Raw genomic sequence first — 24,669 nt, forward strand, 5'->3', positions numbered from 1 at the left:
GTCGACGAGTTCATTGGCCAGGAAGAAATCCCCCAGCTCCCACGGGAACTCGGCAGAACCCTGGAGGGCAAACAATCCCTCACCGCGGAGCTGCAGACGGCAGTAGCGAGCGCGAGCCCCGGCCTGGATCAGGTCCTCGCGAGCACGGACCAGCTGGTGAACCAGGCCAGCGAGACACTGCCGACACTCAACACCATGCTGGACCGGAACCTGGCCACACTCCAGGCGGCGGCCAGCGCCTTCGAGAAAACCATGACGGAAATTGACGGCCTGGTAGCCCCGGACTCCGCCACGACCTACCAGCTCAACCAGGCCCTGCGCGAGCTGGCCATGGCGGGGCGCGCGCTGCAGTTGCTGGCCAAGACCATCGAGGAGCAGCCGGAATCGCTGCTTCGCGGCAAAAACGAGGACAAGCCATGAAGCCGATTCGCCTCTTGTTTGGCGCCGTCGCGGCGCTGCTGCTGGTAGCCTGCGGCAGCTCGCCGCAGCACAACTTCTACCTGCTCAGCGCCGAGAGCCGGGCGATCGCCAGCGGCCAGTCGCCCTCTCTCGGCATCGGCCCCATCGAGATTCCGGAATACCTGAACCGCAACAGCCTGGTGTACAGCCGCGGCGGTAACCAATTGCACATCGCCAGCTTCGAGCGGTGGGCGGAACCGCTGGCCGAAGGGATCCAGCGGGTGCTGGGACTGAATCTGTCCGCCGAGCTGGGAACCCAGAATATCCGGCCCCATCCCTGGCCGCGGACAGATACTCCGGCCTACGCGGTACAGCTCTGGGTTCTGTCGCTGGACGCCGCCGGTCAGGAAGCGGAACTGGTGGTGGAGTGGCGGGTAACGCGACGGGGCGAGCCGGGAGCCCTGGAACAGCGTATCAGCCGTCTGACACAGCCGCTGCCGGGTCTCGAATGGCAGGCCGTCGACGCCGCCGGCGCCTACAGCAGTCTGCTGCAGGCTCTCAGCAGGGAAATCGCCGCGGTGATTCGCGACGCCGAGGCAGCGGCAGCGGCAGCGGCAGCGGCAGACAGCTGATCAGAAGGCGTCGCTGCGCAACATGGCATCGGAGCCGCCGTCGACAAAAAATACCGAACCACAGACAAAATCCGCTTCATCGCTGAGCATGAAACGCATGACATTGGCGATCTGCTCCGGCTGGGCAGCCTCTCCCCAGGGCACGCTGGCGCTGAACTGGCGCATCGCCTCGCCGAACTGCGGATCCTTGAACACCTGTTCCGTCAGCGGGGTCAGGGTTATTCCCGGCGCGACTGCGTTGACGCGCACCCCGGCCTTCGCCCACTCCACCACGTTGCGGCGCATCCACAGCACCAAGGCGCACTTGGAACCGGAATAGACTGTCTGCCCGTTTTCGGCTTCAGCCAGCGCCAGCGCAGCGGCCTCATCGCCGGCAAGGAATGCCTGCACCAGCGGGTGCGAGGTCTCGGTCATGGGCGCGGAGTTGGAACTCACCAGCAGCACCGTACCCCGGCGCTGGCCCAGCAGGTCCTGCAGGCCGGTCGCCATGTCGACAGCGCCGAAATAGTTCACCGCGGCGATCGTACGCGACGCCGCTACCGGTGGCAGTCCGGCGCAGGCGATAAAGCCATCCAGGCCGTCAGCTGCACGGGCCCGCAGCGCCGCCAGCGCTGACGCCCGGCCGCCGGGGGTCGACAGGTCGGCAATAATATCGCCTTCCTTGATGTCAATGGAGATCACCTGGTGGCCGGCTTTCGTCAGCTGCTCACGCAGGGCGGCGCCGATCCCGGTCGCACCCCCTGTCATTGCGTACAGTTTCATGCTGCTTGCTCCTCGTCCAAACGTGGGGGCCTATTCTGGCCCAGCGCCGCTGGCGGTGGTAACCGCCAGGTCTGCATTGGTATACCCGCGACAACAGAAGCTTGCAGCCCCGGCCGCAACCTTGCCTGTCCCGGGGGCGGATAGTACTCTGCAGGCCGCGCAACGGCGGAGAAGATTCCATGAGCAAGAAACCCCTGGCCCCGGCCATTGAGGGCTGGTTCACCCTGGACGAACAACCCCGGCTGATCGGCAGCCAGTGCTGCGCCTGCGGCACCTATTTCTTTCCCAAGCAGAGCCGCTATTGCAAGAATCCGGACTGCGACAGCACCGAATTTCGCGAGGTACAGTTGAGCCGCACCGGGAAGGTCTGGAGCTATACCAACGCCTGCTACCAGCCGCCGGCACCGTTCGTCGCCGCTGACCCCTTTGAGCCTTACACCATTGCCGCAGTGACCCTGGAGGCAGAGCAAATGACGGTCCTCGGCCAGGTGGTTACCGGAGTAGCAGTCGCAGACCTCAAGGTGGGCATGGAGATGGAGCTGGTGTTGGAGCCACTGCACGAGACCGAGGACGAGATCAAGATGACCTGGAAATGGCGCCCGGTCGCCAATCAGGGAGGACAGCACTGATGAGTCAGGAAATCGCCATTATCGGCGCCGGCATGCACCCCTGGGGCAAGTGGGGCCACAACTTTGTCGAATACGGCGTGGCCGCGGCCCGCGAGGCTCTGGCGGACGCCGGCATTCACTGGCGCGAGGTGAAATTTGTCTCCGGCGGCGCCACCGTGCGCTGCGGCTACCCCGGCTACGTCGCCGGCGCCACCTTCGCCCAGGCCCTTGGCTGGCAGGGCTGCGAGGTCAACACGTCCTATGCCGCCTGCGCCTCGGGCTCCCAGGCCCTGGCCGCCGCCCGCAACAAGATCCTGGCCGGTGAATGTGAGGTTGCGCTGGTCATCGGCGCGGACACCACTCCCAAGGGCTTCCTCGCTCCCGCCGGCGGCTATCGCCCGGAAGACCCCGACTGGGTGCGCTTCTACCTGGGCATCACCAACCCGACCTACTTCGCCCTATATGCGCGCCGGCGCATGGACCTGTACGGCGACACCCTGGAGGACTTCGCCGCGGTCAAGGTCAAGAACTCCCTGATTGGCAGCAAGAATCCCCGTGCCCGCTACCGCAAGTGCTTCACCGCCGAGGACGTGGCCGCCTCCGCCATGGTTGCCGACCCGCTGCGCCTGATGGACATCTGTGCCACCAGCGACGGCGGCGCCGCGCTGATCGTCTGCAGCCTGGACTACGCCAAACGCATCGGCAAGGGCGATGCCCCGCGCATCGCCGCCATTTCCACGGTCACGCCCAGCTTTGCCAGCGCGGTGGTGGAAATGCCCGATATCGCCACGGATTCCGCGGCGGCAGCCGGCATTGAGGCCCACAGCTTCCGCGCGGCGCTGCCGGTAAAGGCTTACGAGGAGGCTGGGATCGGTCCGGAAGATGTGGATCTTGCCGAAGTCTACGACCTCTCGACCGCCCTGGAGCTGGACTGGATCGAGGACCTGCAGCTGACGCCGCGAGGGGAAGCGGCCCAGTGGCTGCGCCGGGGCGACACCGCGGTGGGTGGCAAGATGCCGGTCAATCCTTCGGGAGGGCTGGCCTGCTTCGGGGAAGCGGTTCCGGCCCAGGCGCTGGCCCAGGTCTGCGAATTGACCTGGCAGCTGCGGGGCCAGAGCGGCGACCGCCAGGTCGCGGGCGCGAAGGTCGGGATTACCGCGAACCAGGGGCTGTTCGGGCATGGCAGTTCGGTGATTGTGAAGCGTTGAGGCTGTCGTCTGCGGGGCGCGATCAGCCCCGCTCAATCTCCTCAATATGCGCCGCCGCATCCAGCAGCCGCCGCGCTTCATCCACATGCATGGTCTCGATCAACTTGCCGTCCAGCACCGCCACGCCCTTGCCCTCGGCCGTGGCCTGCTCCCAGCAGTCCAGCAGGCGACGGGCGTACTCCACGGCTGCCGCACCGGGGCCAAACACAGCGTTGGTCACCGCGATCTGCCCGGGGTGAATCAGGGTCTTGCCGTCGAAACCGAGAGCGCGGCCCTGTTCACAGACGGCTCGCAGGCCCTCCTCGTTTTTGATATCCAGGTACACCCCGTCGAGCACCGTGATACCCGCCAGGCGGGCGGCCAGAACGCAGCGGCCCAGGGCGTACTGTAAACCGGTGCGCTCAGGGTCCGCAGGCAGACGCAGTTCAGATGCCAGGTCGGTGGTACCCATCAGCAGGGCGGTCAGGCGACCATAGCCGGCAATCGCCTCCACATTCGCCAGGCCGGCCGGGGTTTCGATCATCGCCCACAGGGTCATGTCCGGACGCTGCAGTTCCTCCAGCAGAGCGGACACCTGCTGCAATTGCTGCACCGACTCCACCTTCGGCAGGCACAGGGAGGTGACCGGGGTCGCTGCCAGGGCCCGGATATCCGCCTCACCCCAGGGGGTGGCCAGCGCATTGCAGCGTGCCACCAGTTGTCGCGCTCCGTAGCCACCCGCGGCGAGCTGGGCAAGGAGTTGGGTCCGGGCCTCGGCTTTCTTGTCCGGGGCCACGGCGTCCTCCAGGTCGAAGACCACCGCGTCAACGGGCAGGTCACGGGCCTTGTCCATGGCCCGCTGGTTGATGGCGGGCATGTAGAGGGCGGAACGCAGCAGGGCGGTCAAGGTTGTATCTCCTCGTCAGCGGCGGGCACAGTTGCACTCTCCGGGGCGGCTTCAAGTCCCCTGATGGAAGCGCGCTTGAGGTAGGCGACCAGGTCTGCCCGCTGTTGCGGATCGGGAATGCCGCGGGCCATCATGGTAGTGTCCGGGAACATCGCCAGCGGGTCTGCCAGCCACAGGAACAGCAGCTGCGGGGTCCAGACAAACTGGGCTTCACGGAAGCTGTCAGAGTAATGTTCGAAGCCCGGCTGCTTGCCCGCCACCTGGCCAAATATCCGGTACAGACTTGGGCCGTTGTTGTGGCCCACCTCCGGCTCGGGATAGTGACAGGTGCGGCACTGGCCGAAGACCAGGCGCCCTCGTTCGTAGTCGCCTTCGGGCATGTCCGCCGGAGCGTCCTGTGCCAGCGCCAGGGGCGACGCGATTGCCAGCGCCAGCACAGCGAGCCGGCGCTTCATGCGGACACCCCGGCTTGTACCGCCGCGATACCCGCACGGCGACCAAAGAACGTACAGTCACCGACGGACAGGCCGCTGGCAATGTAGGGCGCCACAGGCAATCCGGCTGCCGTGCGACCCACCGCGTACAGGCCGGGGATGGCCTCGCCGAAGGGGTTGATTACCCGGCCGTCGATATCGGTATGCAGGCCACCGAAGGTATGGGCGGTAAAGAATGCGCGCTTCACCGACAGGTCCCAGACCTTGAACGGTGGCTTGTCCAGGGCTTGCAAATAGCGCGGTTGCTTGTGGAACAGCGGGTCGCGCCCCGTCGCTGCGAAGCGGTTGTAGTACGCCACGGTCTGTTGCAGGGCTCCCTGGGGGAATCCGGCCAGCTCCGCCAGGTCGCCAATGGTCGCTGCCTCCGCGACTTCGAGGAAGTTGTCCTGGTGGAAATCAAAGCTGCTGGCAGCATCGGTGACCAGCCAGGCCTTGCCCTGCTGCTGGTAGGCGATGGCGTCACCCAGTACTCCGTAGTAACTGTCCTCCCCGATGAAGCGCTGGCCACTGGCATTGACCACGATCCCGGCCAGGGTGGACTCCGGTGGATAGATGGGTGTAATGGCAAATCCCTCGTTCATGCGCAGGGTCTCGGCACCGGCGGCCGAGCCCATGGCAATACCCTCACCCAGGTCGCCGGCATTGCCCCAGGGCGTGGAACAGTCGAACAGCGCGGGGGCATGGCGCTGCACCATGTCCCGATTGTGGATGAAGCCTCCGCAGGCCAGTATCACGCCGCGCCGGGCGCGCACATTGTACTCACGCCCGTCCTGGATCACTTGCATGCCGACCACCCGGCCGTCGCTGTCCAGCACCAGGCGCCGCCCGGACACCCGCGCCCGCATGACCACCCCGGCAGCCCGGGTCCGATCCAGCAGGGCCTCCATCAAGCGGCGCCCACCAGTCATCCCGGGCTCACCCGGCACATGGCCACGGGGTGCAGGACGGGAAGTTTCCCTGGCGGGCCAGGCGAGTTCGTTACCGGAATAGTAGAGCGACTCGTCACCCAGGGTCAGTTCCTTGACGTCGGTGTAGCGGTCGTTGTACGGAACGCCCATCGCCACCAGCCAGTCGAAATGGGCAACACTCTCCTCGCAGTAGAGCTGTATCTTGTCGAGCTGGGGATAGCCGCTGCTGTTTTTGGCGATGAACCGGTACATGTCTTCGACCGTGTCCTCGAACCCTGCCGCCTTCTGCAGGGCCGTGCCACCGCCAGCGTAGACAACGCCGCCGGACATTGCGGAAGAGCCCCCGAAACGAGGGAGGGACTCGATCATCAGTACTCCGGCATCGCCTCGCCGCGCCTCTATGGCGGCGCTGCAGGCGGCGGAACCGGAGCCCGCGACCAGCACATCGACGGTTTCATCCCAGCGCTTGACCTCACTGCGCGCAAGCGCTGCGGCCGAGCCGGAGAGAGCGACGCCGGCCCCCAGACCCAGCCCGGCGAGGACCTTTCTGCGCTGCAGTCCCGAGGGTTTCATGGTGCCGGCTCCCGGATATATTCCAGCTGGTAGTTGATCATATAGGTCCGGTGGCGCGGGCCGCTGGCGTTTTCACAGCCTTCCTCGTAACCCGCATCGCCGGCGTAGAGAAAACAGATACCACCTTCGAGCATCACCATGCGCGGCGCATACAGGAATGGCTCCCGGCCGCGCACAGCGGCCTGTGCTGTGGCGCAACAGTCATGCCCGGCGAGATCGGCGAGGCTGACAAAGGTCGGTGGCATCAGGCGGAACACGTTGTCTGTGTCGCGAATCTCCTCGAAGGCCTGCGCCGGGCGCAACCAGCGATGGGCGGCAATCTCCCCGCCATCAACCTGGATTTCCTGCTCGTCCTCCAGTACCGCCAGAAAGAACCAGGTACTATAGCGACGTTTCGCGCCTTCGGGGGTGGTCCAGTGGGAGAGATAGCTCAGCTGTTCCGGCGTGATGACCACACCGGCTTCCTCTTCAGTTTCGCGAATCGCCGCGTTGACCGCAGCCTGGTAGTCGTCGCCAGCGATGCGGTAATCGGCAGGATCCACCCGACCACCGGGGAACACCCACTCGCCGCCCATGTGCTTGAGCGCGGCACTCCGTTGCACCAGCAGCACTTCGGGTCCTTCGACCCCATCCCGCAACAATACGACGGTGGCTGCCGGGTGCACCGGGACCGCCTGCTCACTCATCTCGAGCACGCGGGGCCTCAGGGAAAGAAGCGGCTGATGGTGTCGATCACGCAGGCCGGTCGCTCACTGCCCTCGATCTCAATGGTCATGCGCACCACCACCTGCACACCGCCCTTGACCTCTTCCACGCGGAGGATCTCGCCGTTGCCCCGCACCCGGCTGCCGACCGGCACCGGTGCCGGAAAGCGCACCTTGTCACAACCGTAGTTCACGCCCATGGAGACATTGTTTACCTGCAGCAGCTGCGGCAGGAACAGGTTTGCCAGCGACAGGGTCAGGTAACCGTGGGCGATGGTCCTGCCGAAAGGTCCCTGGGCCGCGCGCTCAGGATCTACGTGGATCCACTGGTGGTCACCGGTTGCCTCCGCGAACTGGTCTATGCGCTGCTGGTCTATCTCCAGCCAGTCACTGCTGCCGAGGTGCCTGCCTTCACTGCCCAGCAGGGCAGCGGGATTGTCGAACACGGTCGTCATGAGGCGTCGTTTCCCTGTTGCGGATTCTGGCCGGGACTATAGCACCCGCAGCCCGCGGGGACAGCCGCGACCGGTTCAATGTTTCCCACCAACCGCGTGGGGATTCCTGGCACACGACACCCGCGCCCCGCTCCACGGCTTGAGCCAGATGGCAGGTCGGCGCGCTGCAAGCAGCGCCTGAATCCGGTATATTAGGGGTTTTTCTCGGAGGAAACGCGCATATGCCTGAAAACATCGACATCAACGCACTGCTGCAGACTTACATCGTTCCCTGGGGCGGGCGCATCATACTGGCCCTGGCCATCTTCTACATCGGCCGCATGGTCGTCGGCACCGTTGTCGGCCTGATCGTCAAGTTCATGCGCGCGCGGCGTATGGACGAGGTCCTGGTGCGGTTCCTCTCGGCCATCCTGCGCTGGCTGCTGCTGCTGTTCGTGATCATCGCGGCGCTGAGCCAGCTGGGCATCGACACCACCTCCATGGTCGCCCTGCTGGGTGCCGCCGGCCTCGCTATCGGCCTGTCCCTGCAGAGTTCCCTGTCGAACCTCGCCGCCGGTGTGCTGCTGATCATCTTCCGGCCTTTCACCAAGGGTGATTTCGTGGAAGCCGGGAGCGCCATGGGGACGATCGAGAGTATCAGTATCTTCACCACCACCATGACCACACCGGACAACAAGGAAATCATCATTCCCAACGGCGCCATCCTCAGCAACAACATCACCAATTTTTCCGCGCGCCCGACCCGGCGCGTGGACATGGTTTTCGGGGTATCCTACGGAGATGATCTTCGCAAGGCGAAGCAGCTACTGGAGGATATCATCGCCGCTGACGAACGGGTGCTGGCGGATCCGCCACCGCGCATTGTGGTGGGTGAGCTGGCGGATTCCAGCGTCAACTTCCTGGTCCGCCCCTGGGTCAACTCGGCGGATTACTGGCCGGTCTTCTGGGACACGACTGAAGCCGTGAAACTGAAGTTCGATGAAGAGGGCATCTCCATTCCGTTCCCGCAGATGGACGTGCACATGCCGGAAAAGACCTGATATCGGCAGTTTATTACCAGTTTTTCACAGGCCCCGTCCGGCTCGCTGTGATATAACGGCACTTTCATCAAAGTCGCGCTGCCATTGCCCCTGGCGGTGGCCGCGCAACCTCTGACCGGACCCTGCTGTGGCCTCTGTGAAACGCCAGATCGTACTTGCCGCCGGCCTGCTCGCAGGCGCGGCAGCTGTCACCTTTCTGATGTTCCTGAATCGCCCCTCTACCGAGATAACCGAGCCGGTCTACGTTCCCGTGACGGTGGACGTGGTGGAAGCAGTCAAGGAGACCATCCGCATCCCGGTACAGGCCCAGGGCACTGTGTCGCCACTGCAGCAGACCGCGCTGGTGGCGGAAGTGCAGGGGCGCATTGTGGAAGTCGCGAACAACTTCAATGTCGGCGGTTTCCTGCGTCAGGGCGATGTCCTGCTGCGCATCGACCCCCGTGACTACGAGGCCCGCCTGGCCCGCGCCGAAGCCGCCCTGCGCAGCGCGGAGAGCGAACTGTTGCAGGAGCGGGGCCGAGCTGACGTGGCCCGGCGCGAATGGGAAAAACTGCCGGCGGGCAGCCAGCGCTCCGATGCGGCCCGCGACCTGTACCTCCGCAAGCCGCAGCTGGCCCAGGCCGAAGCCCAGCTGCTGGCCGCCACTGCAGATGTAAACACCGCCAGGGATGATCTCGAGCGAACTACCGTGCGCGCACCGTATGACGCCCTGGTTCGCGCCAAGCACAGCGAGCTGGGGCACTACGTCGCACCAGGCGCCCTGCTTGCGGAAGTCTTCTCCGTGGACATGGCGGAGGTGCGCCTGCCCATCCCGCAGACCCGGTTGGCCTACCTGGATCTCCCCGAAATCGCCGGAGATGCGCAGGGCGCCCTGATCGACCTGTACACCGATGTTGGCGGTGATGTCACCCACTGGAGCGCGCGCCTGCACCGCAGTGAAGGCGTGTTCGATGAGCGCTCCCGCGCATTATTCGCGGTCGCACGCATCGACGACCCCTACGCCCTCAGCAACCCCGGGCGCGAACCGCTGCGCATCGGCACCTTTGTCAACGCCAGTATCCAGGGCCGGCCCATCCCGGGGCTGGTGGCGCTGCCCCGCTACGTGCTGCGGGCCGGCGATACAGTTGCGGTGGTCGATGACAACAAGCTCGTGCGCAAGCGCAAGGTCACGACCCTGCGCGCCGGCGGCGACCTGATCTACATCTCTTCCGGCCTGGAAAACGGCGATCGGGTGATCCTCACCACCCTGGACAGCGCCCTCACCGGGGCCGAGGTCGCCGTGGTATCGACAATCAGCAGCACGGAGCTGCGGCGCCGGCAAACCACCGCGCCCTCCGCCCCGGTGGAATCACCGACCACCCCCGGCTTGGCTGCCAGCCAGCGCACTGAAGGCGCCACTGACCCGTGACCATGGGGCGCCACAAGGGCATCATCGCCTGGTTCGCGCACAATCCGGTCGCCGCCAACCTGCTCATGGCAATCATCCTGGTGGTCGGCCTGGGCTCCGCGTTCACCATCCAGCGCGCCATGTTCCCCACTTTCGACATCGACATGATCTTCATCAACATGGCCTATCCCGGCGCCTCACCGGAAGAGGTTGAACAGGGCATCGTGCTGAAGATCGAAGAGGCCATCAACGATCTCGACGGTATCAAGCGGGTCGAATCGGATGCCATGGAGTCCTTCGCCCGCATCATGATCGAGCCGCTGGAAGGTGCCGATATCAATGCTCTGCTGGCGGACGTCAAGAATCGCATCGACGCGGTGCAGCATTTCCCCGAAAACGCTGAAAAGGCCATCATCAGCCAGCCGGAGCTGCTGTTTCCGGCGCTGCAGCTGCAGCTGTCCGGGGAACTCGACGAGCGCAGCATGAAAACCCTGGCGGACGAGCTGCGCCGCGAGTTGCTGACCCTGCCCGAGGTGTCTGCGGCGGAAGTCGTCGGTGCCCGCGCCTATGAAATCTCGGTGGAGATCTCCGAACAACTGCTGCGCGAATACCACCTCAGCCTGGGCGACGTGGCGGACATCATCGCCAGCTCGTCCCTGGACCTGCCCGCAGGCTCCCTGCGCACTCGCCAGGGTGACATCATGCTGCGCACCCAGGGCCAGGCCTACGTGCAACAGGATTTCGAATCCATTGTCCTGCGCAGTTTTCCGGACGGCACGCGCCTGCTGCTGGGAGACATCGCCACGGTCCGCGACGAGTTCGAGGAGAGCAGCGGTTTCGCCCTGTTCAACGGCAGCTACTCGCTGGGCATACAGGTGTTCGCGATGGGTAGCCAGGACATCATCGATACCGCCACCGCAACCCGAGCCTGGGTAGAGCAGAAGCGGGGGGAGCTGCCAGCCGCGGTGACCCTGGATATCTGGTCGGACATCACCTACTACCTTGAAGGCCGGCTGGGCATGATGCTGAAAAACCTGGCCATGGGCGCGCTGCTGGTTTTCATCGTGCTGGCTCTGTTCCTGGAGATCAAGCTGGCTTTCTGGGTCATGCTGGGAATTCCCGTCTGCTTTCTCGGCGCCATGGCGATGATCAACACGCCCTACATTCACGCCAGCCTGAACATGATCAGCCTGTTCGGCTTTATCCTGGTGCTGGGGATCGTGGTGGACGATGCCATCATCATGGGTGAAAGCGCCTATGCGGAACAGGAACGGCACGGCCACAGCATCGACAGCGTGATCGACGGCGTACAAAAAGTGGCAGTCCCGGCCACGTTCGGGGTCCTGACCACTATTGTCGCCTTTGCCCCCACCCTGTTCATGGAAGGTGTCTTTGCCGCTTTCCCCGAGGCCTGCGGCTGGGTGGTCATTCTCTGCCTGATGTTTTCGCTGGTGGAGTCGAAGTGGATCCTGCCCGCCCACCTCGCCCACAGCAGCGCCACCCGCAACCGCATCCTGCTGGCAGTGGACCGCGTCCAGGAAACCGTCAACCGACGCCTGAAGCAGTTTGTGGCGCAACGTTACAGCCCGCTGATGCAGCGCTGCATACGCTATCGCTACGTCACCCTGGCGGGCTTTGTCGGCCTGCTGATCCTGTGCAGTGGCCTGATTGCCGGCGGCCTGGTACGCACCGTCATCGCCCCCGATGTGCCCGGGGAGTTCATTTCCGTGGAGGTGGAAATGAATGAGGGCAGCCCCGAGGAGCGCACCCTGGAAACCATCGCCCATATCGTCGCCGCACTGGACGAGGTGGAGGCGGACTACCGCCGCGAAACCGGCAACGATGAACGCCTGATGCAGCATGTATTCGCCTATGGCAGCAGCCGCACCACCGGGGGCGTCAATCTGGAACTGACCAAGGAAGACCAGCGCAGCATCAGCACTCGCGAGATAGAGCGGCGCTGGCGCGAGGCAGTGGGCACCCCCCACGGGGTAAAAATCCTGGCCATCAGCAGCGCCGATGGCCCCCGCTTCGGTCCCTCTATCGCCTTCGACCTGATGCACCGCGACTTCACCATGCTGCGCGCCGCCGCAGCGGAGCTGGAAACCGCCCTGCGCCGCTACGACGGGCTCTACGACCTCCGCAACGGGGCCAGCGAGACCAGCGACGAGGTCCACATCGCGCTGCTGCCGGAGGGCGAGTCCCTGGGGCTGTCCCGGCTGCAGCTGGCCAACCAGGTCCGCCACGCCTTTTACGGTGCCGAAGCACAGCGGGTGCAGCGCGGCCTCGACGAAGTCAAGGTCATGGTTCGCTACCCGCGCGCCGACCGGGAGACGGTCAACACCCTCAACGACATGAACATCCGCACTCCCGCCGGGGACGAAATTCCCTTCGATACCGTCGCCAGACTGGAGGTCCGGCAGGGCCTGCAGAAGGTCACCCATATCAACTACCAGCGCGCGGCGGAAGTCACCGCAGAGGCGAACAAAGACCTGGTGGAGCCGGCGCGGGTAGTGGCCGATATCGAAAAGAATGTCCTGCCGGATATCCTGCAGCGGTATCCCGGCCTCAGCTACGCCATTGCCGGTCTGGCGGATGAAGAGCAGAAGATGCTGACCAGCATGCTGATCGGCTTTGGCCTGGCGCTGTTCGGGATCTACGCCCTGCTGGCCATACCGACCCGCTCCTATCTGCAGCCGCTGATCATCATGGGCGTGATTCCCTTCGGCGTGATAGGCGCGATTGTCGGACACTGGGTCACCGGCTATCCCCTCAGCATGATGTCCATGATGGGCGTGATCGCGCTCAGCGGCGTGGTGGTCAATGACAGCCTGATCCTGGTGGACCGCATCAACAGCTCGATCAAGGATGGCGTCGAACCCCTGCGGGCGGTGGTGGAGGCCGGCAGCACCCGCTTTCGCGCCATCCTGCTGACCTCGCTGACCACCTTCTTCGGCCTTGCACCAATGCTGCTGGAGCGCAGCGCCCAGGCTCAGGAAATCGTGCCCATGGCCGTGTCCCTGGCCTTCGGCATCGTCTTCGCCACCGTGATTACGCTGCTGCTGGTGCCCAGCCTCTACCTGATCCTGATGGACCTCAAGGCCTGGCGCGAGCGCCCGGTGGACAGCCCCCCTGGAAGCATTGTCCTGACCGGACCAGCCCCGTCTCAGGGCAGCGCGGAGCAGGACAGGCAACGCATATAGAGGTGTGCGGGGTCGTTCATCTCGGCAAGCATGCGAGCGACGCTGGCCAGGGGCTGTACCAGCTGCTGCACGCCCGCGCCCAGTCCGGGCCACGGGGCAACCACACCGATCCGCGACGCCAGCTGCTGCAGCAGAAGGTCCCGTGGCGACAGCGGTTCCTGGACATACTCCACCTGATAGCCCTCCTCCAGGCCACCCAGCTCGGCCGCGCTTGCTATCGCCTCGCGCAGGGACCCCAACTCGTCCACCAGCCCCAGCCGCAGAGCGTCGGCTGCGCTCCACACCTTGCCCTCCGCCAGCTCCAGCACCTGGGCCCGCTCCATACCGCGCCCCGCGGCCACCAGATCCAGGAAGCCCGCATAGGTGAAATTCACGCCGCTGGCCAGGGATTGGGCCACCTGGGGGTTGAGTGGGCGGTCGAAGCGCAGCGAGCCGGCGAGACTGGTGGTACCGACGCCGTCAGTATGAATGCCGGCGCGATCGAGCAACTGTTCGAAAGTGGGAAAGGCCATGAACACGCCGATACTGCCGGTCAGGGTCGCAGGCGTGGCCCATATCTGGTCAGCCTCGGCCGCGATATAGTAGCCACCCGACGCCGCCAGCGACCCCATGGATACCACGACCGGAACACCCTGCGCACGCACCCGGGCCAGCGCCTGGCGAATACGCTCGGAGGCAAACACGCTGCCGCCGCCCGAGTTCACCCGCAGCACCATAGCCTTGACCCCTTCCTGCTCCGCAGTCTGCCGCAGCAGGCGTGACAGAGAGTCGCCACCGATGGTGCCCGGTGGTTGCTCCCCGGACATGATATTGCCTTCTGCCGTCACTACCGCAACCCGGTCACCGATGACGGGCTGGAAGCTGACCGGACGCTGGCGGGCAATGTAGCCTTCAAAAAACACCGCTTCGTAAAAGCCCTCGTCGTCCTCGGCGCCAACCACCTGTACCAGGTAATCATTGGCATCGGAGCGCACCAGCAGGCGGTCGACCAGACCCTGCTCGCGGGCGAGCCGGGCACTGTCACCCCCGGCTTCCGCCAGCAGACTATGGTAATTGGCGATAAAGCGGTCGATCGCCCCCGGCTCCAATTCTCGACGCTCTTCCACCAGCGCGGTATAGCGGCCCCACAAATCCTGCAACCATCGCTCGGTAAGCGCTTTTTCTTCCGGGGACATGTCATCGCGCAGGAACGGTTCGGCCATGGACTTGTGTTCGCCGGCGCGGAATACATGCATGGAGACCGAGGCCTTCTCCAGCGCTTCACGGAAATGGTTGCGATAGCTCGCGAAGCCCTCCAGCGGCACCGCACCCATCGGGTTGAGTATAATCTCGTCGGCCTGGCTGGCCAGCAGGTACTGGTCCTGGCTGAAGTAATCCCCAACCGCGATCACCGGTTTGCCACTGGCCTTGAACACGCTTATGGCCTCGGCGATTTCGAGATTCTTGCTGATCCCGGATGCCACCAGGTAATCCAGCTCCATAACCAGGGCGCTGATCGCCGGGTCGCCCGCCGCGTGGCGAATTGAGTCCAGTACGTCCCGCAGCAATACTTCCCGCTCCGTGGGCGCCGGCTCCCCGAGCAGGGCCTGCAGCGGACTGACGTGTGATTTTTCCTCGACCACAGTACCCGCAAGATTCAACAACAGGGCCGCCCTCTCCGGCATCGGCTGCTGGCCGCCACTGAAATACAGCACATAGATCAGCCCCAGAAAAACCAGGAACAGAATATTCGACAGCGCCAGGCGGAACCAGGTGAGACCGGTCCAGAAACCGGAAAAAATGCGTCGCAGCAGGGATGGCTTGTTCATACAGGGGACTCCGGATCGGTAGCTGTGGCAGGGGGCTGCAACTCACGGGCACGCCAGCGTACATAGAACATCGCACTGCAGAACAGGGTGACCACAGCCACCATGCCCAGCCAGGGCAGCACTGCCTGTGGCGTAGCGAACAGCCGCTCCACCAGGGCTATGAAGTAGAGCAGGGAAACAAAACACAGCCAGATGAAGCTGCGCAGCCGGTCGCGCAGCATGCCCGGGAGGAACAGGACCAGCGGCAGCAGTTTTCCCACCCAGATCACCCAGGGCGGCTGCAACCCGAAGACATCACCCAGCTGCTGGACCAGCAGCAGCGCCCAGCTGAACCAGGTCAGACGCCAGGCCCAGAGGCTAAGGCCAGCGCGGTCGATGGCAGTCACGACATGCCTCCCAGGCCCATCGCCAGCCGGGCTACCCGCTTGCCCAGGGCGCGGCACAGGGCGGCCTCCGCCCCGTCCAGGCCCCGGCTGTTGTCCGCTCCCGCCCAGTGCGAAGCCCCGTAGGGTGTGCCTCCGGCGGTGCTGCTCATCAAGCCGGGCTCGCTGTAGGGCAACCCCGCCAGCACCATCCCATGGTGCAGCAGGGGCAGCATCATGCTGAGCAGCGTGGACTCCTGGCCGCCGTGGAGACTGGAGGTGGACGTAAATACAGCCGCGGGCTTGTCGATCAGGGCGCCGCTGAGCCAGAGCGCGGAACTCTGGTCGAGAAAGTATTTCAGCGGTGAGGCCATATTGCCGAAACGCGTGGGACTGCCCAGAACCAGGCCGGCGCAATCGCGCAGATCGTCGAGCTCGCAATACAGCGGCCCATCGGCGGGAATCTCATCCTCGGTCTGCTCGCAGTTGGCGGAAATGGCGGGAACCGTCCGCAACCGGGCACTGATGCCGGCACTGCTCTCAATGCCCCGGGCCACCTGCGCGGCCATCGCCGCGGTGGCTCCGTGGCGACTGTAGTAGAGGACCAGCACATAGGGTGTGGTCATCAGTCGAACAGCGCCAGCACGTTCTCCGGTGGCCGCCCCAGCACCGCCCGCTCACCGCGCACGACAACCGGACGCTCGATCAGCCTGGGGTGGGCAGACATGGCCTTGAGCAGGCTGGCTTCGCTGCTGCTGGCGCTGAGGCCCAGCGCTTTGTATTCCGCCTCGCCCCGCCGCACCAGCTCGCCGGCGCTGATGCCGAGCCTGGCCAGCAGGCGTTTCAGCGCCGCCTGCGATGGCGGCCGCTCCAGATAGAGGACGACCTCCGGTTCAACGCCATGCTCCTGCAGCAGGGCCAGGGTCGCGCGGGACTTGGAACAACGCGGGTTGTGGTAGATCTGATACTCGCTCACAGCAGGCTCCAGAAAAAGTGACCGCCCATTATAGCAAAAGGACTCCCCGTGGAACCGCCATCAAATCATGCCATACTTGCCGCCCTGCGCGGCCCGACCTGCATGGCCGGCCGCCGCTCGCCCGTACTGGAACTGAAGGAGTCGCTCGACGTGAGAACCGCCTGCCTTGCCCTGTTGCTGCTGCTCGCCGGCTGCCAGCCGCCCGCCGGACCCGTCGGCAACGCCGCCCTGCTGGAGAGCCTGCGCGGCCAGTGGGTCGTGATCAACTACTGGGCCAAGTGGTGCAAGCCCTGCATCGAAGAGATACCAGAGCTGAACGCGCTGGACCGGGAGCACGGCGATATCTCCGTGCTGGGGGTGAACTATGACGGCGCCACCGGGGAAGAGCTCGCCATCCAGCTGCGGGAGCTGCAAGTCGCTTTCCCCACCCTGGAACAAGACCCGGCGGAACTGCTGGGCCAGCCTCGCCCCTCGGTATTGCCTACCACGTTTATCATCAATCCCGAGGGGACGCTGGTGCGGGCCCTGATCGGGCCGCAAACCCTGGAGTCACTGCTGGCTGCCGTCCGCGACGGCCAGCAGTAGCATCGCCAGAGCCGGTTACAGGCTCTGGTAGTAGTCCATGAGGATCCGCGCCACTTCCGGGCGGGAGAATTCCGGCGGCGGGGCAATGCCGTTGCCCAGCATTTCCCGGACCTTGGTCCCCGACAGCAGCACAAAGTCTTCGGGCGCGTGATCCGGCGCATCCCGCATCATCACTACCCGATCCAGCTTCTTGCTGTAGGCGGTGTGGTCGGCGCGGTAGATCTGCAGTTCCAGCGCACCTGCCGGCACTTCCTCATCGAAGATGGTCTGGGCGTCGAAACCACCGTAGTAGTCGCCCACGCCGGCGTGGTCGCGACCGACGATGAGGTGCGAGCAGCCGCAGTTCTGGCGGAACACCGCGTGCAGCACGGCTTCCCGCGGACCGGCGTACAGCATGTCGAAGCCGTAACCGGTGACCATGACGGTATTGGGCGGAAAGTAGACTTCCACCATCTTGCGGATGGAGGCATCGCGCACGTCGGCGGGAATGTCGCCCGGCTTCAGCTTGCCCAGCAGCATGTGGATCAGGACACCGTCCGCGCCCAGGTCCTCCATGGCCATGCGACACAGCTCCTCGTGGGCGCGGTGCATGGGGTTGCGGGTCTGGAAGGCAACAACGGTGTTCCAGCCGCGAGCGGCGATTTCCTCGCGGATCTGCACCGCGGTGCGGAAGGTATCCGGGAACTCTTCCGGGAAGTAGGAGAAATTGAGCACCTCGATGGAGCCCGATAACAGGGTGCGCCCCAGGCTCTTGAAGGTCGCGACGCCGGGATGCTGCGGGTCCAGGGTGCGAAATACTTTCTCGGCGATGAAATCAATCTGCTCATCGCTGACCGCTTCGACAGCCTCCACGTTCATGATCGCAAGCACGGGATGGCCCTCGACATTGGGGTCGCGCAGGGCGATGCGGCTGCCCGCGACGACGTCGGTGGACGCGGTCAGGTTGACAATCGGCACCGGCCAGAACAGGCCGTCCACCGTCTGCAGCTTGGCGGCGACGCTGAGCGTATCAGCCAGGTTCATGTAGCCGCTGAGAGGGTTGAAGTACCCCGCACCCAACATGACGGCATTGGCGGCGGCGGCCGAATTGAGCAGCAGGGACGGCAGTTGCTCCGCCTCCTGCAGCAGCGCGGCGCGGCGCGCATCGTCGGCCACATACAGGGGTAGCAGCTCCGCAGAGCCGTGAGGTTTGATCATGGTGTTCTCCGTATCAGTAATTGTGGCTCAGGCCTTGATGATGCCGCGCTCGCGCAGCAGGGCCAGGATCTGCTCCACTTCATCCTCCAGGCTCTGCTTGTCGGAATGAAGGTGGACTTCGGGCTTGAACGGCGCCTCGTAGGGGTCGTCGATACCGGTAAAGTTCTTGATTTCACCGGCCCGGGCTTTCTTGTACAGACCCTTGGGATCGCGAGCCTCCGCCGCTTCCAGCGGGCAATCGACAAATACCTCGATAAAATCCATGCCGGCCGCCTCGTGCAGTTCGCGCACCTGGTTGCGGTCGCTGGCGTAGGGACTGATAAAGCTGCTGAGGGCTATGATACCGGTGTCCACGAACAGCTTGGCGATCTCGCCGATGCGGCGGATGTTCTCGGTGCGGTCCTCGGCAGTAAAGCCGAGATTGCGGTTGATCCCCAGCCGCACGTTGTCCCCGTCCAGGCGGTAGGCCAGAACGCCCAGTTCGTTGAGCCGGCCCTCCAGCTCCACCGCGACCGTGCTTTTGCCGCTGCCGGACAGGCCGGTAAACCACAGAGTGGCGCCCTTGTGACCCAGCAGGCGCTGCCGGTGTTCGCGAGTGATGTCACCTTCGTGCCAGTGAACGTTGGTTGCCTTTTGTTGTGCCATAGCTGCGCTCTCATGCTCCATGTAGTGGGCGACCGGTTGCTCCGGACCCGGGTTGTCTGCTGCCGCCCACCGGTCAGGGCGTGATAAAAGCCTCGCGGTAGCCCCGGAACTGCGCCTTCAACCCCGCTTCGGTGAAGCCGAACTGTTCCAGGGTATAGGCGTGGGCAGGCCGCAATTCCCGGCGGTTGAAATCCTGCCAGCGCGCCATCTCGGTGCTGGCGTCGGGCGTCAGGTCCATGCCGAGGAAATCGTATACCCGGGCGATTTCCACCAGCGGCTGGCTTACGGTGTCCTTGAACCAGAGGTCCAGGAAACGGTCCTCACCCACCTGCTGGCGGACCTCCAGGGTGTGCTGCAAGCCACGGGCAAATTTGCGTGCCCACTGCTCGCCCACAGCCACCGGGTCGGCAGAATCCGAGTACACCATCCACACATTGGCGATCATGCTGGCCAGGGAAGGGATGGTCTCGACCGGATCCCGGTGCGATTGTACTACACGCGCGTCGGGAAAGACCTTGAACACGAGGTCCATGTAGTGCAAATGATGCGGCGCCTTCAGTGCCCAGCGTTCGCCCTGCTGCCCGCTGCGCTTTTTCTGCCACTGCAGGAACTGCAGCAGGAGCTTCAGGTACTCGTAGCCGATGGTATGGTCCTGGGCCTCTACCCAGCTGTCAAAGCTGGGCACATTGGCAAGGGCCTGGATATTGAAGCTGTAGAAGGACTGCTCCAGAAGCATGATGTCCTCGTCCGGCTCCATGGCGTCCAGCGGGTGCACCGAGAGCAGGTCCGGGTTGCTGTCGATCATCATTTTCACTTCAGCCTTGCCGTCAGCAATCCGCCGGTCGCCCGCAGCGGTAAAATCCCAGTCGAGGTCGGGACAGGGATAGCGGGTCTCGTACCAGAGCGGCGCATACATGCGACGATCGGCGGCGATGGTGCGATGCAGCATGGTCGTCCCGGTACGCGGCAGCCCCACGATCACCAGCGGGGCAACGATCTCCTCGTCGCGAATCTCCGGGTGCCGGCGCAGCCATTCCTGCACCCGCAGGCGGGTACTGAGGATATCCAGCATGCGCTGGTACATTGCCGGCCGGCCGATGGCGTTGAGATCGGCCTCGTGCTCCAGCGACCACAGCAGGCGCTCCAGCGGCTCGCGGTAGCTGTCATCGCCGAAATCCTGCAGGCCATCCACGCCCCGGGCAGCGGCAACCAGCTCGTCGGCATCAAGGCGAATATCATCAGTCACGGCGAGCGGCTCCTTCAGCAATCAGTGAGTCCAGCGCGACCACCCGCGTGTGCACCGGCGGGAAATCGGTGGCCTCAACATAGCGCAACAACATCGCGCCGCACTCGTGGCCGGCGGTGCTCAGCCAGTTGGGGAATGCCGTCCCCGGGTCGCGACCGGCGACCACGATCCGCACCCGACCATCGGACTCCAGTTGCGCGCCGCTGCGGTTCAGGTGAATGCGGTGAAAACGGTAGTCCAGGGATTCCATCCAGAAGTTGGAGAGCTGGAAGTTCCAGGTACGGCATTCCTGCGGCGGCGTGAATTCAATCACCAGGGCTTGTTCCGGCTCCAGCTGCCAGTAACTGTTGTGGTAAAAGATGGCAGGGTCGCCGCCCGCGCGCAGGCACATTTGCTGATCATTCGGCGGCAGTTGATTGATGTGAGCTGCAAACCCCAGCATCCACTGCCGGAACAGGCCAGCGGTGCCGCTGATGAAGGGCACCACCCTGCCCATCTGGGCGGCGAACTGCACCGGGTCCAGTACTGCCTCGCCGCGCGGGTCCAGGCATTCGATACGCAGTTCGATCTTGCGCTCCCGACGCCGGTCGCGGAAGGTCTGGCGCACCAGAATATTGTCTGACTCCGGGGTCATCGGCAGCCAGTTGCCAGCTTGTGGCGTGGCGCTGACCAGCAACTCGAAATCCCCGCCCGGGCCGAGTTCCAGCTCGCCCAGCGTCACGTGCCCGGTGGGCGCCATGTCGCCCTGGCCGGCAAAGGATCCGGCCTTGGTTTCAATACTGAGGTACTCCGCCTGGCCGGCATTGCCGGTAATCCGGTAACTGCAACGGCCGTCGATTGCGCAGTTCTGGTAGTAATTGTCAGGGTTGTCATTGCCGATCTTGGCAGTTTCATGGGACAGGGAATAGAACTGCGGGCAGAACGGGTCGCTGAACTCCAGGTGCTTTTCCAGACTGAGCCGCAGCAGACGGGTAAGATAGCGAAAACCCTCGGCGCGGCTGAGGTCATCGGCGGGCGCGCCAGCGGCGAGGATTTCAGCGCCGGCACTCTTGAGCGATTCGCAGAAGTCCAGCCATAGCTGGCCACTGCGCAAGGATTCCAGATCCGTTTCCGACATTGTCTTTTATTCTCCCTAGTTGGACCAGCTTGACTCATGGCACCGCCCAGTGTGGCAAAGTCGGGCCCGGGGCGCATCACCCGTCGGGGTGATGCCCCTACAGGTAGAAATCCAGCAGCGACAGGACCAGCATGACACCGACCAGGGGCATGAGCCAGTGGCGCATCCGCGCCATGCGCTCGGGATCGGCAGGCCGGGCGAACCGCTCGCCCAGGAAGACCATCAGCGCCACGCTGCCAAACACAAACAGCAACAACATCAACAAATTGTGCACGAATCCTCCCGTCGGGGGACGCAGACACTCAGTGCCGCAATTTACCGGCCCGGCTTGAGCAGCTGCGGCGACAGGGCAGCCACCATATTGCGCACGCCCTCGCGCCAATCGACGCGGGTAGGCCCGATCAGTTCATGCATCCGAGTGGTATCTATTGCCAGGCTGCCAAAGGCCAGCGGGTTGTCCCGAAATTCCGGAACCAGGCCGGTGAGCTCCTGTAACCAGCCGCACCAGTCCTCAATACTGACCGCCTCGGAACCGCCAAAGTTCACGGTGGTGGCCCCGGTGCTGGCAGCTCCCAGCAGCAGCGGCAACTTCTCTATGTAGTCGTCCGTATGCAGCAGGTTATAGCTGTTGGGACGATCCGGATGGACATCGATCGGCATGCCCTGCTCCATCATCAGCAGGTGATACCAGGGCCAGCCCCCATTGTTGCCATAGGGCACACTGAGGCGGGCTATGGTAGTCGGAATATCGAACTGCCGGGCGGTGAAGCGGCAGACGGTTTCAGCGGCGATCTTGCTGATACTGTAGGTCGGGAACATGACCCGGTGGTTGTCGCCCAGCGGCGCGTCCTCCGCCCTGGGCTCCTGGCCGGCATACTGGTACACCGCAGTTGATGACAGGTGCAGAAAGGCCTTCGCCCGGCGGCAGTGCAACATCAACCTGCCGAGACCCTCGGCGTTGGCCGCGAGGTCGTAGTCAAAGCTGTCGGTCTTGACCACCGCAAAATTCAACACATAGTCGAAATCCGCCGGCAGACCCGCCAGCGCATCCGGGTCCGAGAGGTCCGCCTGCAGACAGCGCACACCCTGCGCTTCCAGCGCCGTGCGTCCGGCCGGGTCGCTGAATCGCGCCAGAGCCGTGATCTCCGCCTGTCCCGCCCAGGCCGCGATGACCGGAGCCGCAACCTGGCCTGTGGGGCCGGTGATCAGGATTTTACTGCCGGCGATAGTGACTGGCTTGACTGGCATAGGACACCTGCAAAATGACTGATAGTGGCACCAGTCTAGCGCAGACCCGGGCCAGGGTACTCACCCATTCGGGGGATCAGTCGTCCTCGCGATCCGGCAGCACGCGGTAGATGTCGGAAATCTTCTCGGGGCCGCTGACCGTGCACTTCAGGTCATTGATCAGGCCGTCCCTGAGACTGTACACCCAGCCGTGCACCGACAGGGGCTGGCCGCGACTCCAGGCATTCTGGACGATCGTGGTGTGGCAGACATTGGACACCTGACTGATGACATTGAGTTCGCACAGCAGATTGACCCGATCATCGTCATTGTCCAGGGCGGCGATTCGCCGCCGGTGGCGCTGCTGCACATCCTTGATGTTGCGCAGCCAGTTATCGATCAGGCCGTTGTCGCGGTTCTCAAAGGCTGCCCGCACCCCGCCACAATTGTAGTGCCCCACGACCAGTACATGCTTGATCCTGAGCACGTCCACGGCGTACTGCAGTACCGTCAGGCAGTTGAAATCCGTATGCACGACCATATTCGCCACATTGCGGTGCACGAAGACTTCACCCGGGAGCAGGCCGACGATCTGGTTGGCGGGTACGCGGCTGTCCGAACAACCGATCCACAGATACTCCGGAGCCTGCTGGTTGGCCAGTTTCTCGAAAAAATCAGGGTCTGTGGTTTTAACACTTTGCGCCCAGGCGCGATTGTTGGCAAACAGTTCATCAATACTTTTCAAGACTGCCCGGACTCCGGCGGTTAAATCATCAGGGTGGAAAGACGGCCGAGTTTGATCTGGTTGCCGTTGCCAGCGGCGGCGGCATGCACGGCATTGGAACCCACCGTCTGCATCTGCTTGGCCAACTGGGCCATATCCACCGCGGGATATTGGTGCGGCTCCCACGTCACCAGTCCGAGGCTCAGGGTGACCTGCATTACCGCGCCGCGGCCATCGTCGATCAGGAAGCCCTCGATGTCCTTGCGGATACGCTCGGCGACATCGCTCGCGGGAGCTTCACCGGTACCGGTCAGCAGCGCGGCGAGCCGGAAATCGGATAGCCGGGCGAGCAGATCTGTTGCCCGCAGCCCGGACGATACCCGCTCCGTCACTTTCTTCAGGACAAAACGCCCGGTAATCTCGCCATAGTGCTCGTACAACTCGTGAAACTCGTCGATTTCCAGCATCAGCACTGACAGCGGCTCGTCGGCCCGCCTGGCGCGGGCGATTTCCCTGGCGATGTCTTTTTCGAACCCGCGCAGGTTGCTGATCTGGGTCAGCGGGTCCAGCATGGTCAGGCGGGAAACCTGCTGGCGACTGACCGCATTCTTGAAACTGATGGAGATGACGGAGGCAAGGTGCGCCACCAGCAGCCCGTCTTCATCAGTAGTCTCCATGGGGTGGTCTGCAAAACCGCAGTGATAGCTGCCCATCAGGCGCCCGGAGTCCAGCAGGGGCACCAGCAGGGCGTGATGAATTCCCTGGTCGGACTTCAGCACTTCGAACATGCGTGAATCGGTGGCATCCAGCAGGACGTTGTGGGGCTCCATGTCGTACAGTTCCTGCATCTCGAACACATCGTGGTGCAGCTGCAGATACCGGCCATAACGATTGCCGCAGTTGACCAGGCCCTCCAGGACATGTTCAGGGTCGTACAGCCAGAGTTCAGCGACCTGGAAGCCGAAGTGCCGCGGCATGCTGACCAGCAACACCTCCAGCAGGGCCTGCAGGTCCGGGGCTTCCAGCAACATATACTCCAGTTGCCGGGTCTGCCGCAACAGCCAGCGGTTGAGCTCAACCCGCTCGGAGAGGCGCTCTTCATCGACCTCAGCGGCGCTCTGCAGAGCGGGGGCTGCCTCGATCTCCTCTTCGGGGAACTCCCCGAACAACACCTTTTCCACCATGGAATACTCTCGTGATTGGTTGCGAGCCGGCCACTCGCCCCCTGGAATATAGCTATTGGCTCAACAGTGTAAGCCGCCTATACTGGCGATGCAAACTTGGCGCTGGTTGCAGAAAAGCAAATCTTTGCGCACGGTGTTTGCAAAACCTGGGGGTGGCTTCGGCCTGAGATACCGCACGCGGTAAACCCTTCGAACCTGATCCGGTTAGGACCGGCGTAGGGATAGGTGCACGTCTCCTCATCCAATTCGCGTATCCAACCGGTTCTCTTGCTGTTTTTCGAGGAGAACCTGATGAAACACCCTGTTTACCTGCTACTGCCACTCTTGCTGACGGCAGCG

General features: G+C 64.0%; 26 protein-coding genes and 1 riboswitch. Of the genes, 8 read left to right on the forward strand and 18 right to left on the reverse strand.

All coding sequences use genetic code 11. From position 1 onward, the window contains the following. Together RJQ10_RS12295 and RJQ10_RS12300 are read left to right on the forward strand one after the other, a co-directional pair. On the forward strand, window positions 1–420 hold a 420-nt coding region (locus RJQ10_RS12295), incomplete at its 5' end, for an MlaD/PqiB family protein (RefSeq protein ID WP_350146984.1). Beyond that, window positions 417–1,031: a PqiC family protein gene (locus RJQ10_RS12300; RefSeq protein ID WP_350146986.1), complete on the forward strand. Its 615-nt coding sequence runs from the start codon at window positions 417–419 to the stop codon at window positions 1,029–1,031. The genes RJQ10_RS12295 and RJQ10_RS12300, both read left to right, overlap by 4 nt. On the opposite strand, the gene RJQ10_RS12305 is transcribed toward RJQ10_RS12300, so the two are convergent. After that, the gene (locus tag RJQ10_RS12305) at window positions 1,032–1,793 is read right to left on the reverse strand and encodes an SDR family oxidoreductase (protein WP_350146987.1); all 762 of its coding nucleotides are present in this window, start codon (window positions 1,791–1,793) and stop codon (window positions 1,032–1,034) included. It abuts the gene before it with no gap. A 179-nt stretch (window positions 1,794–1,972) separates the two neighbouring features. Between RJQ10_RS12305 and RJQ10_RS12310 the strand changes: the two genes are divergently transcribed. After that, the gene (locus tag RJQ10_RS12310) at window positions 1,973–2,422 is read left to right on the forward strand and encodes a Zn-ribbon domain-containing OB-fold protein (RefSeq protein WP_350146989.1); all 450 of its coding nucleotides are present in this window, start codon (window positions 1,973–1,975) and stop codon (window positions 2,420–2,422) included. Next, window positions 2,422–3,609, forward strand: coding sequence for a lipid-transfer protein (locus tag RJQ10_RS12315; RefSeq protein ID WP_350146991.1), 1,188 nt, complete (start codon window positions 2,422–2,424; stop codon window positions 3,607–3,609). Before RJQ10_RS12310 ends, RJQ10_RS12315 begins: the two co-directional genes overlap by 1 nt. 22 nt (window positions 3,610–3,631) lie before the next feature. On the opposite strand, the gene RJQ10_RS12320 is transcribed toward RJQ10_RS12315, so the two are convergent. The 5 genes from RJQ10_RS12320 to RJQ10_RS12340 are packed head-to-tail and all read right to left on the reverse strand — an operon-like array spanning window position 3,632 to window position 7,629. Further along, the gene (locus RJQ10_RS12320) at window positions 3,632–4,495 is read right to left on the reverse strand and encodes an HpcH/HpaI aldolase/citrate lyase family protein (protein ID WP_350146993.1); all 864 of its coding nucleotides are present in this window, start codon (window positions 4,493–4,495) and stop codon (window positions 3,632–3,634) included. Continuing rightward, window positions 4,492–4,950: a c-type cytochrome gene (locus RJQ10_RS12325; RefSeq protein WP_350146995.1), complete on the reverse strand. Its 459-nt coding sequence runs from the start codon at window positions 4,948–4,950 to the stop codon at window positions 4,492–4,494. The genes RJQ10_RS12320 and RJQ10_RS12325 overlap by 4 nt, the downstream gene beginning before the upstream one ends. Beyond that, window positions 4,947–6,470 carry an FAD-dependent oxidoreductase gene (locus RJQ10_RS12330; RefSeq protein ID WP_350146997.1) on the reverse strand — a complete coding sequence of 508 codons (1,524 nt, stop codon included), beginning with the start codon at window positions 6,468–6,470 and terminating at the stop codon, window positions 4,947–4,949. Before RJQ10_RS12330 ends, RJQ10_RS12325 begins: the two co-directional genes overlap by 4 nt. Further along, window positions 6,467–7,156, reverse strand: coding sequence for an NUDIX hydrolase (locus RJQ10_RS12335; RefSeq protein ID WP_350147030.1), 690 nt, complete (start codon window positions 7,154–7,156; stop codon window positions 6,467–6,469). Before RJQ10_RS12335 ends, RJQ10_RS12330 begins: the two co-directional genes overlap by 4 nt. Window positions 7,157–7,173: 17 nt before the next feature. Beyond that, the gene (locus RJQ10_RS12340; protein WP_350146999.1) at window positions 7,174–7,629 is read right to left on the reverse strand and encodes a MaoC family dehydratase; all 456 of its coding nucleotides are present in this window, start codon (window positions 7,627–7,629) and stop codon (window positions 7,174–7,176) included. 221 nt (window positions 7,630–7,850) lie between these two features. Between RJQ10_RS12340 and RJQ10_RS12345 the strand changes: the two genes are divergently transcribed. From RJQ10_RS12345 to RJQ10_RS12355, 3 genes are all read left to right on the forward strand, one after another. Beyond that, window positions 7,851–8,669, forward strand: coding sequence for a mechanosensitive ion channel family protein (locus tag RJQ10_RS12345; protein ID WP_350147001.1), 819 nt, complete (start codon window positions 7,851–7,853; stop codon window positions 8,667–8,669). Window positions 8,670–8,796: 127 nt separating this feature from the next. After that, on the forward strand, window positions 8,797–10,077 hold the full coding sequence (locus tag RJQ10_RS12350) for an efflux RND transporter periplasmic adaptor subunit (RefSeq protein WP_350147003.1): 1,281 nt from the start codon (window positions 8,797–8,799) through the stop codon (window positions 10,075–10,077). Window positions 10,078–10,079: 2 nt separating this feature from the next. After that, complete coding sequence (locus tag RJQ10_RS12355) at window positions 10,080–13,259, forward strand: efflux RND transporter permease subunit (protein WP_350147033.1); 3,180 nt, start codon at window positions 10,080–10,082, stop codon at window positions 13,257–13,259. Here the strand turns inward: RJQ10_RS12355 and sppA are convergent. From sppA to arsC, 4 genes are read right to left on the reverse strand one after another with little or no spacing between them, the layout of a single operon-like run. Then, window positions 13,223–15,067 carry a signal peptide peptidase SppA gene (sppA, locus tag RJQ10_RS12360; protein ID WP_350147005.1) on the reverse strand — a complete coding sequence of 615 codons (1,845 nt, stop codon included), beginning with the start codon at window positions 15,065–15,067 and terminating at the stop codon, window positions 13,223–13,225. The genes RJQ10_RS12355 and sppA overlap by 37 nt on opposite strands. Then, complete coding sequence (locus RJQ10_RS12365; protein ID WP_350147007.1) at window positions 15,064–15,453, reverse strand: DUF2069 domain-containing protein; 390 nt, start codon at window positions 15,451–15,453, stop codon at window positions 15,064–15,066. Before RJQ10_RS12365 ends, sppA begins: the two co-directional genes overlap by 4 nt. Then, complete coding sequence (gene wrbA / locus RJQ10_RS12370; RefSeq protein WP_350147008.1) at window positions 15,450–16,055, reverse strand: NAD(P)H:quinone oxidoreductase; 606 nt, start codon at window positions 16,053–16,055, stop codon at window positions 15,450–15,452. Before wrbA ends, RJQ10_RS12365 begins: the two co-directional genes overlap by 4 nt. Then, window positions 16,055–16,405 carry an arsenate reductase (glutaredoxin) gene (gene arsC, locus RJQ10_RS12375; RefSeq protein WP_350147010.1) on the reverse strand — a complete coding sequence of 117 codons (351 nt, stop codon included), beginning with the start codon at window positions 16,403–16,405 and terminating at the stop codon, window positions 16,055–16,057. The genes wrbA and arsC overlap by 1 nt, the downstream gene beginning before the upstream one ends. Before the next feature lie 48 nt (window positions 16,406–16,453). On the opposite strand from arsC, the gene RJQ10_RS12380 reads away from it, so the two are divergent. Further along, window positions 16,454–16,990, forward strand: a complete 537-nt coding sequence (locus RJQ10_RS12380; protein ID WP_350147012.1) for a TlpA family protein disulfide reductase — start codon at window positions 16,454–16,456, stop codon at window positions 16,988–16,990. A 15-nt stretch (window positions 16,991–17,005) separates the two neighbouring features. On the opposite strand, the gene sat is transcribed toward RJQ10_RS12380, so the two are convergent. The 8 genes from sat to RJQ10_RS12420 form a co-directional block, all read right to left on the reverse strand. Further along, the gene (gene sat / locus RJQ10_RS12385; RefSeq protein ID WP_350147014.1) at window positions 17,006–18,187 is read right to left on the reverse strand and encodes a sulfate adenylyltransferase; all 1,182 of its coding nucleotides are present in this window, start codon (window positions 18,185–18,187) and stop codon (window positions 17,006–17,008) included. A 27-nt stretch (window positions 18,188–18,214) separates the two neighbouring features. Further along, entirely contained in the window at window positions 18,215–18,832 is a 618-nt protein-coding gene (cysC, locus tag RJQ10_RS12390; RefSeq protein WP_350147016.1) for an adenylyl-sulfate kinase, read from the reverse strand. A gap of 73 nt (window positions 18,833–18,905) precedes the next feature. Continuing rightward, on the reverse strand, window positions 18,906–20,078 hold the full coding sequence (locus tag RJQ10_RS12395; protein WP_350147018.1) for a sulfotransferase family protein: 1,173 nt from the start codon (window positions 20,076–20,078) through the stop codon (window positions 18,906–18,908). After that, complete coding sequence (locus RJQ10_RS12400) at window positions 20,071–21,195, reverse strand: hypothetical protein (protein ID WP_350147020.1); 1,125 nt, start codon at window positions 21,193–21,195, stop codon at window positions 20,071–20,073. Before RJQ10_RS12400 ends, RJQ10_RS12395 begins: the two co-directional genes overlap by 8 nt. A 97-nt stretch (window positions 21,196–21,292) precedes the next feature. Then, a complete protein-coding gene (locus tag RJQ10_RS12405) occupies window positions 21,293–21,469 on the reverse strand; it encodes a hypothetical protein (protein WP_350147022.1) in 177 nt (58 codons plus the stop codon). Between the two features lie 41 nt (window positions 21,470–21,510). Then, complete coding sequence (locus tag RJQ10_RS12410; RefSeq protein ID WP_350147024.1) at window positions 21,511–22,443, reverse strand: NAD-dependent epimerase/dehydratase family protein; 933 nt, start codon at window positions 22,441–22,443, stop codon at window positions 21,511–21,513. Between the two features lie 76 nt (window positions 22,444–22,519). After that, the gene (can, locus tag RJQ10_RS12415; RefSeq protein WP_350147026.1) at window positions 22,520–23,167 is read right to left on the reverse strand and encodes a carbonate dehydratase; all 648 of its coding nucleotides are present in this window, start codon (window positions 23,165–23,167) and stop codon (window positions 22,520–22,522) included. Window positions 23,168–23,187: 20 nt separating this feature from the next. Then, the gene (locus RJQ10_RS12420; protein WP_350147028.1) at window positions 23,188–24,330 is read right to left on the reverse strand and encodes a GGDEF domain-containing protein; all 1,143 of its coding nucleotides are present in this window, start codon (window positions 24,328–24,330) and stop codon (window positions 23,188–23,190) included. Between the two features lie 138 nt (window positions 24,331–24,468). Further along, window positions 24,469–24,570, forward strand: a riboswitch (TPP riboswitch). The last annotated feature ends 99 nt before the right edge of the window (window positions 24,571–24,669 follow it).

The organism is Haliea sp. (genome assembly GCF_040222615.1).
Classification (GTDB): Bacteria; Pseudomonadota; Gammaproteobacteria; order Pseudomonadales; family Halieaceae; genus Haliea.